The sequence below is a fragment of the Methylorubrum populi genome (assembly GCA_036946625.1).
GTDB classification, from domain to species: Bacteria; Pseudomonadota; Alphaproteobacteria; order Rhizobiales; family Beijerinckiaceae; genus Methylobacterium; species Methylobacterium populi_C.
In genome coordinates this window covers 305,576-319,718 of the sequence record JAQIIU010000003.1, presented here as the reverse complement: position 1 = coordinate 319,718, position 14,143 = coordinate 305,576, and the positions used below count along the sequence as shown (strand labels likewise).

Sequence of the window (14,143 nt, the reverse complement as noted above, 5' to 3'; positions counted from 1 at the left end):
TGTTCTACGACGCTCGTGCGATCGCCGTCAAGGCGCGGGTTCGGAACGGGTTCCGGGATCGGGAGAAGATGAGAAGCGCCGCCCGGTTCCACAAGCGACGACGCGTTCCCGCTTCCGCCGGCGTCCCGATTCGGAATGCCGACCATCGTCCTGCCGCACAGCAACCGTAAAGCATGGATCGGGCAGGGTGACCGGGCGCGGCGGCTGCCGTACAAGCGAAGCCTTACGCCGCGCATCGGTCCGGAGCGATGCGTGTCGGACGGGATCGACGTGACGCGGCGGGGAGCAGCCTTGGGGCTTTCGATGGGTGTGGCGACCAACGGGCCGGCAGTTCGAATCGCGCGGCTCGCGCTCGCCGCCGGCTTGGCGCTGAATCTCGGCGCCTGTTTCCGCCCGCTCTACGGGCCGACCGCCTCCGGCGAGTCGATGCAGGGGCTGCTCGCGGCGATCCAGGTCGACGACGTCACCATGGCCCAGGATCAGGAGCGGCTCGGGCATTACCTGCGCAGCGAGCTGATCTTCGATCTCGACGGGTCCGGCCAGCCGGCCGTGCCGAAGCGCTATCGGCTGAAGATGCAGGGCAGCGAGCAGGTCCAGACGCCGATCGTCTCCTCGACCACGGCGCGGGCCGAGGCCGGGACCATCGTCGGCACGGTGAAGTTCTCGCTCGAAAGCGTGGACGGGCGCCGCATCCTCACCGAGGGCGTCGCCACGGGGACCGCGACCTACGACCGCTCGATCCAGCGCTTCGCCTCCCTGCGCGCGGCGCGCGACGCCGAGATCCGTCTCGCCAAGGTGCTGGCCGACCAGATCAAGACGCGGATCGCCTCCGTCCTCACCGTCAAGCCGAACCCCTGACGGCGGCATGACGGCGGTCAAGCCCGGCGACGTCGAGGGCCTGATCCGGCGCGGCCCCGATCCGCGCATCGCGGTGGTGCTGATCTACGGGCCCGATACCGGTCTCGTCGCCGACCGGGCGTCGCGGCTGGTGAAGGGCCTGGTGGCCGACCCCGACGATCCCTTCGTCCTGATCCGGATCGACGGCGACGGGCTCGCCTCCGATCCCGGCCGCCTCGTGGACGAAGCCGGCACGGTCGGCCTGTTCGGCGGCAGCCGTACGATCTGGGTGCGCTCCGGCAGCCGCAACTACGCGCCCGCCGTCGATGCCGTGCTGAAGGCCCCGGCCGAGGGTGCGCGCATCGTGGTGGAGGCGGGCGATCTCGGCCGCTCGGCCCCCTTGCGCACGCTCTGCGAGGGCTCGCCGCGCGCGCTCGCCCTGCCCTGCTACCCCGACGACGAGCGCACCCTCGCCGACCTGATCGAGCGCACGCTGCAGGAGGACGGCCTGCGCATCGACCGGGACGCCCGCGACCTGCTGACGGGCAGCCTCGGCAGCGACCGGCGGGCGAGCCTCTCCGAGATCGGCAAGCTCGCCCTCTACGCCCGCGGCCAGGGCAGCGTCGGCGTGGACGACGTGGAGGCCATCGTCAGCGATGTCGGCGCGAGCGTGCTCAACGCGCTGATCGATGCGGCCTTCGCCGGCCGCGCGGGCGAGGCCGAGCGCGCGTACCGCCGCTTCCGCCACGAGGGCATGGACCCGTCCGCGATGCTCGGCGCGGGCTTGCGCCACGCCCTCACCCTGCTCGCGCTGCGGCTCGACGATCCGCGGGGCAGCGCCGGCCAGCTCGTGGCCAACTGGCGCGGCCTGCATTTCCGCCGCAAGGCCTCGGCCGAGACACAGCTCGCCCGCTGGTCGGCGCCGGGCCTGCACCAGGCGGTGGCCTGGCTCCAGGACGCGGTGCTGGCCTGCCGCCGCTCCGAGCCCGATCTCGCCCACGCCCAGGCGCAGGGCGTGTTCCTGCGGATCGCCATCGAGGCGTCGCGGCGCCGGGGCTGATACGCCATCCGGTTGATGACTTCGGCCTCTCCTGCGTCAATCGCGAGGCGAAGCCGTGGCGATCCAGGGCGCGCCCTTTCCGGACCTGTCGCGCCCTGGATCGCTTCGCGGCCGCTCGCGAGGACGGAGGGGGGGCGAAACCCGAAGCGATCAATCGGAAACGGTATGAGACGAGAAACAATCGGGACATCCTCCCGGCGTATCGCGACTTCACGGAGCATCAGCGTGAGAAGGACCATGCCGGATATGACGCGTTCGCGTCGCGGGCTGCTCGCGGCCCTGGGCCTCGGCACCGCCGGGCTCCTCGCGGGGCAGCGCCGGGCTGCGGCGGCTCCCGCAGCGTCGGACGCGTCCGACGAGAGCGCCTGCCTGCTGACGCCGCAGGCGATCGAGGGGCCGTTCTACACCGATCCGCGCCTCGTGCGCGCCGACATCACCGAGGGGCGGCCCGGTGTCCCCCTGAGGCTGCGCCTGCGGGTGATCGAGGCCGGGCCCTGCACCCCGGTCGAGGGCGCACGGGTCGATGTCTGGCACTGCGACGCGCAGGGGCTCTACTCGGGCTATCCGGGCCAGGGCGATTCCCGCGCCATCGACACCGGCGACCAGACGTTTCTGCGCGGCACCCAGTCCACCGATGCGAGCGGATGGGCCGCGTTCGAGACGATCTACCCGGGCTGGTACGCCGGCCGGGCGACCCACGTCCACGTCAAGGTCTTCCTCGACCGGCGCACGGTGCTGACCGGCCAGATCTACTTCCCCGACGCCCTGAACGAATTCCTCTACACGCAGGTCCCGGCCTATGGCGGGCGCAAGGCGGAGCGCCTCGTCGTCAACGCCAACGACGGCATCGCCGGCGAGGAGGACCCGCAGCGGCGCGCCTTCTGTTCCGTGAAGGAAGAGCGCGACCGCTACGTCGCGAGCCTCGTCATCGGCGTCGACCGCGGTGCCGACGTGGCGGAACTGACCGACCGGGCGCGCACGCCCTCCGGCCGCCCCGAGCGGCCGCCACCGGGAGGTCCGCCACAGGGGCCGCCGCCGCCCGGTTTCGGGCCGCCGCGGCTCGCCCTGAAGGACCGGCTCGCCGCCCTGGTGCCGGGCCTGTCCCGGCGCCCCTGAGCGCGGAGCTCGACGTGTTCGTGCGAGGGTGAGGCCGCTCAGGCCCCGCCGAGCTTGCGGCAGAGCGCGTCGCGCTCCTCCGCGCTGGCGTAGCGGATGCGGATCTCGCCCTCCCCGCTCGCCTTGCCCTTCACCGCCACGCGGTAGCCGAGCGCCCGGCCGAGCACTTCTTCCAGGGAGCGCAGGGACGCGTCAGCCTCCGCGGAACGCCGCGGCCGGCCCGGACGCGGCGTCTCGTCCTGCGGCGCCTCCGCGGCGGCCAGGGCCTCGACCTCGCGCACCGACAGTCCCTCGGCGACGATGCGGCGCGCCACCGCTTCCGCATCGCGCACGGAGAGCAGCGCGCGGGCATGGCCGGCCGTGATCTCGCCGGCGGTGACGCGATCCTGGATCGTCGGCGGAAGCTGGAGCAGGCGCAGGGTGTTGGCGAGGTGGCTGCGGCTCTTGCCGAGCAGCTCGGCCAGTTCGGCCTGCGTGTACCGGAACTCGCCCATCAATCGCTCGTAGCCCGCCGCCTCCTCGATCGCGTTGAGGTCGGTGCGCTGGACGTTCTCCAGAATCGCGTATTCGAGGGAGGTGCGGTCGTCGATCTCGACGATCACCACCGGCACCTCGTTGAGGCCCGCGCGCTGCGCCGCCCGCCAGCGCCGCTCGCCGGCCACGATCTCGAACGTGCCCGGCACGCCCGGCAGGGCACGCACGACGATCGGCTGGATCACGCCGCGCTGGCGGATCGAGGCGGCCAACTCGTCGAGTTCCGGTTCGGAGAACCGGCGGCGGGGGTTGCGCGGGTTCGGCCGCAGGAACTCGACCGCCACCTTGCGCTGGGGCCGGTCGGAGGCGCGGGTGGCGTCCTCCGGGGCATCGTCGGAAAAGTCGCCGATCAGCGCCGCAAGGCCGCGCCCGAGCCGCGGCCGCGCCGCATCATCCGCCATCGCCACGATTAAAACTCCGTACCCTTGAATCACTCAGGCGGCTGCGGCGGGCGGCGGGGCCCGGCCCTCGCGCTGGATCACTTCCGAGGCGAGGCGCAGGTAGGCCTGCGAGCCGGCGCATTTCAGGTCGTAGAGCAGGACCGGCTTGCCGTGCGAGGGGGCCTCCGAGACACGCACGTTGCGCGGAATCATCGTCTCGTAGACCTTGTCGCCCATGAAGCCGCGCACGTCCGCGACCACCTGGGTCGAGAGGTTGTTGCGCGGGTCGTACATGGTCAGCACGACGCCCTGGATCTGCAGCTTGGGGTTCAGGGCGCCCCGCACCTGCTCGACGGTGCGCAGCAACTGGCTCAAGCCTTCCAGGGCGAAGAACTCGCATTGCAGCGGCACCATCACCGCATCGGCCGCGGCGAGCGCGTTGATGGTGAGGAGGTTGAGCGAGGGCGGACAATCGATCAGCACGTAGCTGATCGGCTCGATGCCCTCCGGTATCGCGAGGTCGCGCAGGATGTTGCGCAGGCGATGGGCCCGGTCGGAGGCGCTCGCCAGTTCCAGTTCGAGACCGAGAAGGTCCATGGTCGAGGGCGCCACCGACAGGCGCGGCACCGCGGTCGGCGTGATCGCGTCCGCCAGCGGCGCCTCGCCCGCCATCACGTGGTAGGTCGAGACCTTGCGGCGGCGGCGGTCGATGCCGAGCCCGGTCGAGGCGTTGCCCTGAGGATCGAGGTCGATCACCAGCACCTGTTCGCCGATGGCGGCGAGCGCCGTGCCGAGATTGATCGCCGTGGTGGTCTTGCCGACGCCGCCCTTCTGGTTGGCGAGGGCGAGCACGCGGAGCGGTTTGGCCTGGGCCGCATGGGCCTTCGCAAGATCGGCCTTTGGGAGTTCGGCCTTTGGAAGTTCGGTCATGGGTCCACGCGGGAAAGCGACGTGACGCGCACGATCCGTGCCTGCGAGTCGGTGCGGCTCGGAATCAGGTCGCGGGTGAATGTCCACGCATCCTCGGCCTCGGTCAATTCCGCGGCTGCATCACGCCCCTTCGGAAACAGGCCGGTGGTGCCCGTTGTCAACAGAGGCTCGGTCCAGGCCAGGAGCTGGGCGAGCGGCGCCAGCGCCCGGGCACAGACGATCTCGCTGCCGGCAAGGCTGCCGACGACGCTCTCGATCCGGGCATTGTGCACGGTGACCGATGCGCCCGTGACGCGGGCGGTCTCCGTGAGGAAGGCGCATTTGCGCGCGTTGCTCTCGACCAGGGCGACATGGAAGCCGGGCCGGTCCCGGCCGGCGATGGCGAGGATGAGTCCGGGAATGCCGGCCCCCGAACCGAGATCGGCCCAGCGGATCGCCTGGGGCGCGAGCGCGAGGAGCTGAAGCGCATCGGCGACGTGGCGGTGCCAGACCTCCGAAAGGGTGGCCGGTCCGACGAGGTTCTTCACGGACTGCCAGCGCGTGAGCTGGGACACGTAGAGATCGAGCGAGGCGGCTGTTTCACGTGAAACATTGTGCTCATCGAGCACGCGGTCGCGCTGGTGAGTGCTCATGCCACGCGCAGTGTCCGGGGATCGGGATTCGCCAGCGCCGCAGCCGCTTTCGGCAGCGTCACGATCCTGGCCCGCCCATGCTTCGGGATGCCTCCGGCGCATGCGGAGGACTGGAGGTCAGGCTGGGCACCGTCGCGTTGCCGGATTGCCTCGGCTGAAGCCTCGCAACGACGGGCGCGAATCGCCCACACGGTCATGACAGGCCGCCAAGCGATGCAATCCGGCCGCGCGACACCAACCGTCTCCTTCCCCGGCCGATCCAGGACACCCGGTATCGTCACACCCGGCATCGTCACGCCGTCGCCTGGACGCGACCGCGCCGGGCGTGCGCCGCGAGGAGGGTCAGCGCGGCGGGCGTCACGCCCTCGATCCGGGCCGCCTGCCCGAGGGTCGCCGGCCGGACGCCGTCGAGCTTGAGCCGCATCTCGTTGGAGAGGCCGGCGATGGTGCCGTAGTCGAGGGACGTCGGTAGGTGCACCGCTTCGTCGCGGCGGAAGGCGGCGATGTCGGCCTGCTGCCGGTCGAGATAGACCGCGTAGGTCGCGTCCGTCCGCAGGCGTTCGGCGACGCGCGGCGATACGGGCGAAAGTTCGGGCCAGATCGCTGCGAGACGCGCCCAGCCGATCTCCGGGTAGGACAGGAGCTGAAAGGCCGAACGGCGCAGCCCGTCCCGATTGAGGGCGAGCCCGTGAGCCGCGGCCTCGTTCGGTGTCAGGCTGAGAGTGTCGAGGCGCGCGCGCGCTTCGGCGAGGGCGGCCTGGGATGCCGCGAAACGCGTTGCACGGATCGAGCCGACGCAGCCGAGGGCCGCGCCGCGCGGAGTCAGCCGCTCGTCGGCGTTGTCGACGCGCAGGCTCAGCCGGTATTCCGAGCGCGAGGTGAACATCCGGTAGGGCTCGCTCACCCCGTGCGTGACGAGATCGTCGATCATCACGCCGAGATAGGACTCGGCCCGGTCGAACATCGCGAGGTCCGAGCCGCCCGCCTGCCGCGCCGCGTTGAGGCCGGCCACGAGCCCCTGCCCCGCCGCCTCCTCGTAACCGGTGGTGCCGTTGATCTGGCCCGCCAGGAACAGGCCGGGCAGCCGCTTGGCCTGGAGCGTCGCGTCGAGTTCGCGCGGATCGACGTAATCGTACTCGATGGCGTAGCCCGGGCGGAGGATGCGGGTGCGCGCCAGCCCCGGAATCGCGGCGACGATGCGCGCCTGGACTTCTTCGGGCAGGGCCGTGGAGATGCCGTTCGGGTAGACGGTGGGGTCGTCGAGACCTTCCGGCTCCAGGAAGATCTGATGGCCCTCGCGGTCGCCGAAGCGCACCACCTTGTCCTCGATCGAGGGGCAGTAGCGCGGCCCGCGGCTGCTGATGCCGCCCGAATACATCGGCGAGCGCTGGAGGTTGGCCCGGATCAGGTCGTGGACCGCCTGCGTGGTGCGGGTGATGCCGCAGGCGATCTGCGGCGTGGTGATCCGCTCAGTCAGCGTCGAGAACGGCACCGGATCCTCGTCCGCGTGCTGCATCTCCAGGGCGGCCCAGTCGATGGTGCGTCCGTCGAGACGCGGCGGCGTGCCGGTCTTGAGCCGGCCGAGGCGGAAGCCGTGCCGGTCCAGCGTCCGCGCGAGCCCGACCGCCGGCCCCTCCCCGACGCGGCCGGCGGGGATCCGGCGCTCGCCGACATGGATCAGGCCACGCAGGAAGGTGCCCGTGGTCATGACGACCGCGGCCGCGCCCAGCCGCCGGCCGTCGGCGAGAACCGCGCCCGCGACGCGGCCACCCGCGACGATCAGGTCGTCCGCCTCCCCTTCGATCACGGTGAGCCCGGCGGTCTCGGCGACGGCGCGCTGCATGGCGCGGGCGTAGAGCGCCCGGTCGGCCTGGGTGCGGGGTCCGCGCACGGCCGGCCCCTTGCGGCGGTTGAGCAGGCGGAACTGGATGCCGGCTTCGTCCGCGACGCGCCCCATCAGCCCGTCGAGGGCGTCGACCTCGCGCACGAGGTGGCCCTTGCCGAGACCGCCGATGGCCGGATTGCAGGACATCGCGCCGATGGTGGCGGCCCGGTGGGTGACGAGCGCCGTGCGGGCGCCGATCCGCGCCGCCGCCGCGGCCGCCTCGACGCCGGCATGGCCGCCGCCGACGACGATGACGTCGTAGCTTGTAAGGTGCGCGTGCATGGCACGTGCTTATGCGGCCTGTGACGGCGCGGTCAACGCGGCTGCCCGATCCCAGGGCCATCGCTTGAAGCGATGACCCTGGTTTTCCTGGCCGGCCTCAGTCGCCGGCGCCCGCCTCCGCGGGCTCAGGCTTTCGCTCCGCTCGAAGCTTCTCAGGACCAGGGTCCTGAGAAGCCCGCTCCGCGCGGCGCTCTTGGTCGTGTCCCTTGGCGCCGCGAAGCCGCTCGGGCGGCTTCGAGCGATGGCCCTGGCCGATCCCGCGATGGCGTCGTGCCCGCGATGGCCGCTGCGGGAGAGGGCGGCTGACGCGGCCGTGGCTCCGATCGATCATTTTCCGATGCAGAAGCCGGAAAACAGGCGGTCCAGCATCTCCTCGACCCCGACATGGCCGCCGACTTCGCCGAGGGCGCGCACGGCGAGCCGCAGGTCCTCGGCGGCCAGTTCCGGCGGGAAGCCGGTCGGCGCGGCGCCCACCCGCGCGAGATGGTCCGCCGCCCGGGTCAGTGCCGCGCGATGGCGCTCCCGGGTGACGAGGGCATCGCCGCGCCCGAGCGCGGTCGCGGCGGCGGCCTGGATCGCGTCGAGCAGGGCGTCGAGTCCGGCTCCGGTGACGGCGGAGATGAAGAGCGCATCCCCGTCCGAATCCGCCGCGGCGAGATCGGCCTTGGTGCGCACGAGCAGGACGGGACCATCCGCGGCGATGGCGGCGTCGGGATCTGCGCCGATGGGAACGAGATGGAGCACGAGGTCGGCGCTCTGCAGGCGGCCCCGCGTCCGGCGCACCCCCTCGGCCTCGACCGCGTCCTGCGCCTCGCGCAGGCCGGCGGTGTCGACCAGCACCACCGGCAGGCCGCCGAGATCGCAGCGCACCTCGATGGCGTCGCGGGTCGTACCGGGCACGTCCGAGACGATGGCCGCCTCGCGCCCGCTCAGCGCGTTGAGCAGGGTCGATTTGCCGGCATTGGGCGCACCGGCCAGCACCACGCAGAACCCGTCGCGCAGCCGCTCCCCCCGGCGCCCGTCGGCGAGGGCGGCCCGGATCGCGTCGTGCAGCGCCGCGGCGCGGCCGGCCAGGGCCGCGTCGAGGCCGGCCTCGTCCACGTCGCCTTCGTCGGAGAAATCGAGGGCGGCTTCGGCACCGGCCAGCAGGTCGATCCCGGTCGCGCGCCACGCCGCGACCTGCCGGCCGAGGGCACCGTCGAGTTGGCGCAGGGCCTGGACGCGCTGCGCCTCGGTCTCGGCGTCGATGAGGTCGGCGATCCCTTCCGCTTCGGTGAGGTCGATCCGGCCGTTGAGGAAGGCCCGGCGGCTGAAGGCGCCGGCCTCCGCCGGCCGGCAGCCCGGCACGCGCCCGAGCGCCAGCAGCACCGCCGCGCGCACCGCCGGGCCGCCGTGCAGGTGCAGCTCGCTCATGTCCTCACCGGTCGCGGTGGCCGGACCCGGCAGCCACGCGACCAGCGCCCGATCGAGCACGATCCCGGATTCGGGGTCGCGCAGATGCCGCAGCGACAGCCGGCGCGGCTCCGGGCGGCCACCGGCCAGGGCGTCGAGGACGGCACCGGCCGCCGGACCGCTGACCCGCACCACCGCCACCGCGGCGCGGCCGAAGCCGCTCGCCGGGGCGAAGATGGTGTCGTCGCGGTCGGGCAGGGCGCGGCTCATGGTCGATCGAGTCCCGGCGCGCGGCGCCGTCATACCAAGTGCCTGGAAGCCGACCGATGGCCGTCTTGCCTGCGTCCTTGCCTGCGTCCAGCGAACGCCCGCCGCCGCGCCTTCGCGCGGGCGACCGACGATGAGCCGGGATCATCGCCGGGTGGTATCATACCACGAGGTTGACGATCCGCCCCGGCACGACGATGACCTTGCGCGGAGCGCGGCCTTCGAGCGCCCGCTGCACCGGTTCCAGGGCCAGCGTCGCCGCCTCCACCGCCTTGGCGTCGGCGTCCCGCGGCACCGTCACGTCCGCGCGCTTCTTGCCGTTGATCTGGACGGGCAGGGTGATCTCGTCCTCGACCAGCAGCGCTTGATCGGCCTGCGGCCAGGAGGCCTCGGCGACGAGCCCCTCCCCGCCGAGCAGGCGCCAGCATTCCTCGGCCAGATGCGGCATCATCGGCGCGACGAGCTGGACGAGGATGCGCGCCGCCTCCCCCGCCGCAGCCGGTGAGGCGTCCCCGCGCAGGCCCTCGTCGAGGGCGTTGGCGAGCGTGTAGATGTGGGCGACGCAGCGGTTGAAGCGCAGCCTCTCGATATCCTCGCCGACCGCGGCCAGCGCCTTGTGGGCGGCCTTGCGCAGAGGCGCATCGGCGTTCCCACCCTGCCCGCTCGCGGCGGCGGCGGCGTGGACGAGCCGCCAGACGCGCTGGACGAAGCGGGCGGCGCCCTGCACGCCTTCTTCCGTCCAGATCACGTCGCGCTCGGGCGGCGAGTCGGAGAGCATGAACCAGCGGGCGGTGTCGGCGCCGTAGCTGGCGATGATGTCGTCGGGATCGACCACGTTCTTCTTCGACTTCGACATCTTCTCGGTCGGGCCAATCTCGATCGGCTCGCCGGTTTTCACGTGAAAAGCCCGGCGCTCCCCGCCCTGGGTCTCGAAGCGGACCTCGGCCGGCGGCACCCAGGCGCCGGCGGGGTCCCTGTAGGTCTCGTGGACGACCATCCCTTGCGTGAACAGGCCGGCGAAGGGCTCCGACACGCCCGACCAGCCGGTCTCGCGCATCGCCCGCATGAAGAAGCGGGAATAGAGCAGGTGCAGGATCGCGTGCTCGACGCCGCCGATATACTGATCGACGGGGAGCCAGCGATCGACGGTCCTGCGGTCGGTCGGGGCGTCCGCGAGCCAGGGGGCGGTGAAGCGGGCGTAGTACCAGGACGAATCGACGAAGGTGTCCATGGTGTCGGTCTCGCGCCGGGCCGCCGCGCCGCAGCGCGGGCACGGCACCTGCCGCCACGCCTGATCCCGCTCCAACGGGTTGCCGGGCTGATCGAAGGAAACCTCGTCGGGCAGCTTGACCGGCAGGTCGTCCACCGGCACGGGCACCGGTCCGCAGGCCTCGCAATGGATGATCGGGATCGGGCAGCCCCAGTAGCGCTGGCGCGAGACGCCCCAGTCGCGCAGGCGGAACTGCACCTTGCGGCGGCCGACGGGGGCGCCGTCCAGCACCTCGGCCTCCAGGCGGTCGGCGACACTCCGAAAAGCCTCGTCCGTCGTCATGCCGTCGAGGAAGCGCGAATGGATCATCCGGCCGTCGCCGTCATAGGCGGTGTCGGTGATGACCAAGCTTTCGGGGTTCTGCCCTTCGGGGCAGACCACGGGCGTGTTGCCGAGCCCGTACTTGTTGGCGAAGTCGAGGTCGCGCTGGTCGTGGGCCGGGCAGCCGAACACGGCGCCGGTGCCGTACTCCATCAGCACGAAGTTCGCGACGTAGACCGGCAGTTCCCAGGCGGGATCGAGCGGATGGCGCACGGTGAGCCCGGTGTCGTGCCCAAGCTTCTCCGCCGTGTCGATCGCCTCCTGCGCCGTACCGATGCGACGGCATTCCTCGGCGAAGCCCTGCAGCTCCGCCGCCCGCGGACCGGACTCGGCCAGCGCCCTGGCCAGGGGATGATCGACGGAGATCGCCAGGAACTTGGCGCCGAACAGGGTGTCGGGCCGCGTCGTGTAGACGGTCACCGTTTCGGTGCCGGCGAAGGGCGCGGCAAGCGCGAAGCGCACCTCCAGCCCCTCCGAGCGGCCGATCCAGTTGCGCTGCATCAGCCGGACTTTTTCGGGCCAGCGCTCCAGCCCGTCGAGGGCGTCGTGCAGATCCTGGGCGAAGTCGGTGATCCTGAAGAACCACTGGGTCAGTTCGCGCTGCTCGACCAGGGCGCCCGAGCGCCAGCCGCGGCCGTCGATGACCTGCTCGTTGGCGAGCACGGTGTGATCGACCGGATCCCAGTTCACCTTGGCCGTGCGGCGGGTGACGAGCCCCTTGGCGAGGAAATCGAGGAACATGCGCTGCTGGTGCTTGTAGTAGTCGGGATCGCAGGTCGCGATCTCGCGGTTCCAGTCGAGCGACAGGCCCATGCTCTGCAACTGTCCGCGCATGGTCGCGATGTTGGCGTAGGTCCAGTCCCGCGGGTTGACCTTGCGCTCCATGGCCGCGTTCTCGGCCGGCAGGCCGAAGGCGTCCCAGCCCATGGGATGAAGCACGTTGTGCCCCCTCGCGCGCTTGTACCGGGCCACCACGTCGCCCATGGCGTAGTTGCGCACATGGCCGATATGGATGCGCCCCGACGGGTAGGGGAACATCTCGAGGACATAGTATTTCGGGCGCGGGTCGTCGTTCCTCGTCTCGAACAGGCGCGCCTCGTTCCAGGCCTGCTGCCAGCGCGGCTCGGCATCCTTGGCGTTGTAGCGCTCTTGATGGCGCTCTTGGTGGCACTCTTGCGCCGTCGGGAAGGGCTGTGCGGAGTCGGTCATCTCGGGCGCCGGGATCAGCGAAGAAGGGGGCGGGCCGCGCGCGGGGGGCGTCGCGGGCGCCGGAGCCCGGCACCTAGCATATCCGGCCCGTCGCGGGTCAACGATCGCGGCGGTTCAGGTCTGCTGATAGACCGCGACCACCCGGTCGAAGCGGCGCTCGGCGAGATCGGCGGCGCGGATCAGGAAGTAGACCGTGCCCTCCCCGTTCTCCTGAAGGAAGTCGCCGACGTCGATCTGGAGCAGCAGGCGCCAGGCCGGCATCGCAGCCTCGATCTCGGCGCGACGCGCCTCGACCGTCTCCCGGGCCGGATGCTGAACGCCGAAGCGGGTCGCGACCTCCGCCTCGAAGCGCGGGTCGCCCTGCTCGGGCAGCGGCGAGCCGAGGAGTTGGTTGCGCCGCCCGGCATTGGCCGCGCCGTAGTAGGAGTCGAACGCCCGCGCGAAGAGGTCCCGATAGGTGTCGCGAAAACTGCCCTCACCCTCCGCATCCGAGGCGAGCGCCGCCTTCAGGGCCATGTTCGCCTCGGCCTCCAGGCTCTCGACCGCCGGCGGGCGCAAGGAGGCGTGCAGGCTCATCGGCCGGGCCGGGCCGCCGTAGGGCGTGCCGGAATCGGGTTTCGGGACCGGCCGCTTGAACGGCCGGTTCACCGTCGCGATCTCCGTCCGGTGCGCGTCCGCCGCCGCCGCGAGGTCGGGCGGCATCGGCTGCGCGGCGAGGCCGTCGCGCGGGCTCTCGTCCCAGATCATCCGGGTCGATCCGGTGCCGTTGTCCCAGGGGCCGGCGAGGAGGTCGTAGAAGAACAGGAGGCGCCCGTGCCCCGGCAGGTCGGCGGCGGGATTGCCTCGTTCCTTCGCCTGCCCTCTCGCTTCCGCGAGATCGACCTGGGCGAAGAAGGCGTAGGGCAGTTCCGTGCGGAAGTGCCGCCGCATCTCCGCGCCGGCATCCGCATTGCCGCGCTTGGCGATGGCCTCGACATCGGCGGGCTTGGCCCGGCGCGGCCATGCCAGTCCCGGCGGCAGGTCCGGCGTGCCGCCGATCCGGGTGCCGCCGAGCCTTCCCTCGCCCTTCGGTCGCGGCCGGAACACCAGCGTCGGCACCAGCGCCTCGACGATCGTCTCGACCTGCGGGCGGGAGAAATGCTGCGCGAGCTGGACCTGGGCGTCGGCGGGCGTGTCGAACATCGGGCGGGGCTTCTCCGTTCGAGGGGAGCGGCCAGCATATCGCCGGGGCGAGGGATGGAAAGGCGAAGGGCCACCCTTGAAGTCCCGGCGGCGCGGCCGCAAGGAGGACCCATGACGGATCAAGACCAGACTGCGGATCGGAGCCGAGGCCTCGACGCGAAGCCCCCGGTCGGCGAGGCCGATGTCGCCGCCGGGCTGGCGGAGGTGCGTGCGGGCATCCGCCGGGCGGCGGAGGACAGCGAGCGCGAACCCGAAAGCGTCCATCTCGTCGCCATCTCGAAGACGGTGCCCGCGGAGGGCATCCGGCCGGCACTGGAGGCCGGGCAGCGGATCTTCGGCGAGAACTACGTGCAGGAATCGAAGGCCAAGTGGCCGGCGCTGCGGCAGCGCTTCCCGGATGTCGAGCTGCACCTCGTCGGCCCGCTCCAATCGAACAAGGCACGCGAGGCGGTCGAGCTGTTCGACGTGATCCATTCCCTCGACCGGCTCTCGCTCGCCGCCGCGCTCGCCAAGGAGATCGAGCGGACGGGCCGGGTTCCCAAGCTCCTGATCCAGGTCAATACCGGCAACGAGGCGCAGAAGGCGGGCGTCCCGCCCGATCAGGTCGACGTGCTGCTCTCCGAATGCCGCGAGACCCACGGCCTCGCCGTCCACGGCCTGATGTGCATCCCGCCGGCCGAGGATCCGCCCTCCCCCCACTTCGCCCTGCTGGCCCGGATCGCCGAGCGGCACGGCCTGCCGATCCTGTCGATGGGCATGAGCGCCGACTACCCGGCGGCGATCCAGATGGGCGCCACCCATGTCCGCGTCGGCACGGCGATCTTCGGGCGGCGGGCCCGGAAGTAG

The 14,143-nt window shown here is 71.9% G+C and carries 11 protein-coding genes; 4 read left to right on the top strand and 7 right to left on the bottom strand.

The features are described 5' to 3' along the window. Positions 1-303 precede the first annotated feature (303 nt). The 3 genes from lptE (at position 304) to PGN25_12910 (ending at position 3,013) form a co-directional block, all read left to right on the top strand. Positions 304-858 (top strand): LPS assembly lipoprotein LptE, encoded by a 555-nt coding sequence (gene lptE / locus PGN25_12920; protein MEH3118456.1) that lies wholly within the window; start codon positions 304-306, stop codon positions 856-858. Between the two features lie 7 nt (positions 859-865). Next, positions 866-1,897: a DNA polymerase III subunit delta gene (holA, locus tag PGN25_12915; protein MEH3118455.1), complete on the top strand. Its 1,032-nt coding sequence runs from the start codon at positions 866-868 to the stop codon at positions 1,895-1,897. Between the two features lie 246 nt (positions 1,898-2,143). Continuing rightward, positions 2,144-3,013, top strand: a complete 870-nt coding sequence (locus PGN25_12910) for an intradiol ring-cleavage dioxygenase (protein MEH3118454.1) — start codon at positions 2,144-2,146, stop codon at positions 3,011-3,013. A gap of 38 nt (positions 3,014-3,051) precedes the next feature. On the opposite strand, the gene PGN25_12905 is transcribed toward PGN25_12910, so the two are convergent. The 7 genes from PGN25_12905 to PGN25_12875 form a co-directional block, all read right to left on the bottom strand. Continuing rightward, a complete protein-coding gene (locus PGN25_12905) occupies positions 3,052-3,948 on the bottom strand; it encodes a ParB/RepB/Spo0J family partition protein (GenBank protein ID MEH3118453.1) in 897 nt (298 codons plus the stop codon). Positions 3,949-3,981: 33 nt separating this feature from the next. Then, positions 3,982-4,857 carry a ParA family protein gene (locus PGN25_12900; protein ID MEH3118452.1) on the bottom strand — a complete coding sequence of 292 codons (876 nt, stop codon included), beginning with the start codon at positions 4,855-4,857 and terminating at the stop codon, positions 3,982-3,984. Further along, on the bottom strand, positions 4,854-5,489 hold the full coding sequence (rsmG, locus tag PGN25_12895) for a 16S rRNA (guanine(527)-N(7))-methyltransferase RsmG (GenBank protein ID MEH3118451.1): 636 nt from the start codon (positions 5,487-5,489) through the stop codon (positions 4,854-4,856). The genes PGN25_12900 and rsmG overlap by 4 nt, the downstream gene beginning before the upstream one ends. 292 nt (positions 5,490-5,781) lie before the next feature. After that, positions 5,782-7,656 (bottom strand): tRNA uridine-5-carboxymethylaminomethyl(34) synthesis enzyme MnmG, encoded by a 1,875-nt coding sequence (gene mnmG / locus PGN25_12890; GenBank protein MEH3118450.1) that lies wholly within the window; start codon positions 7,654-7,656, stop codon positions 5,782-5,784. Positions 7,657-7,983: 327 nt separating this feature from the next. After that, positions 7,984-9,318: a tRNA uridine-5-carboxymethylaminomethyl(34) synthesis GTPase MnmE gene (mnmE, locus tag PGN25_12885; GenBank protein MEH3118449.1), complete on the bottom strand. Its 1,335-nt coding sequence runs from the start codon at positions 9,316-9,318 to the stop codon at positions 7,984-7,986. A gap of 157 nt (positions 9,319-9,475) precedes the next feature. Continuing rightward, the gene (gene leuS / locus PGN25_12880) at positions 9,476-12,115 is read right to left on the bottom strand and encodes a leucine--tRNA ligase (protein ID MEH3118448.1); all 2,640 of its coding nucleotides are present in this window, start codon (positions 12,113-12,115) and stop codon (positions 9,476-9,478) included. Between the two features lie 114 nt (positions 12,116-12,229). Further along, on the bottom strand, positions 12,230-13,297 hold the full coding sequence (locus tag PGN25_12875; protein ID MEH3118447.1) for a DUF1963 domain-containing protein: 1,068 nt from the start codon (positions 13,295-13,297) through the stop codon (positions 12,230-12,232). A 111-nt stretch (positions 13,298-13,408) separates the two neighbouring features. On the opposite strand from PGN25_12875, the gene PGN25_12870 reads away from it, so the two are divergent. Continuing rightward, positions 13,409-14,143: a YggS family pyridoxal phosphate-dependent enzyme gene (locus tag PGN25_12870; GenBank protein MEH3118446.1), complete on the top strand. Its 735-nt coding sequence runs from the start codon at positions 13,409-13,411 to the stop codon at positions 14,141-14,143.

Coding starts and splice junctions, on each gene's coding strand:
- lptE (MEH3118456.1), top strand. CDS start 304: ATGGGTGTGGCGACCAACGGGCCGGCAGTTCGAATCGCGCGGCTCGCG.
- holA (MEH3118455.1), top strand. CDS start 866: ATGACGGCGGTCAAGCCCGGCGACGTCGAGGGCCTGATCCGGCGCGGC.
- PGN25_12910 (MEH3118454.1), top strand. CDS start 2,144: ATGACGCGTTCGCGTCGCGGGCTGCTCGCGGCCCTGGGCCTCGGCACC.
- PGN25_12905 (MEH3118453.1), bottom strand. CDS start 3,948: ATGGCGGATGATGCGGCGCGGCCGCGGCTCGGGCGCGGCCTTGCGGCG.
- PGN25_12900 (MEH3118452.1), bottom strand. CDS start 4,857: ATGACCGAACTTCCAAAGGCCGAACTCCCAAAGGCCGATCTTGCGAAG.
- rsmG (MEH3118451.1), bottom strand. CDS start 5,489: ATGAGCACTCACCAGCGCGACCGCGTGCTCGATGAGCACAATGTTTCA.
- mnmG (MEH3118450.1), bottom strand. CDS start 7,656: ATGCACGCGCACCTTACAAGCTACGACGTCATCGTCGTCGGCGGCGGC.
- mnmE (MEH3118449.1), bottom strand. CDS start 9,318: ATGAGCCGCGCCCTGCCCGACCGCGACGACACCATCTTCGCCCCGGCG.
- leuS (MEH3118448.1), bottom strand. CDS start 12,115: ATGACCGACTCCGCACAGCCCTTCCCGACGGCGCAAGAGTGCCACCAA.
- PGN25_12875 (MEH3118447.1), bottom strand. CDS start 13,297: ATGTTCGACACGCCCGCCGACGCCCAGGTCCAGCTCGCGCAGCATTTC.
- PGN25_12870 (MEH3118446.1), top strand. CDS start 13,409: ATGACGGATCAAGACCAGACTGCGGATCGGAGCCGAGGCCTCGACGCG.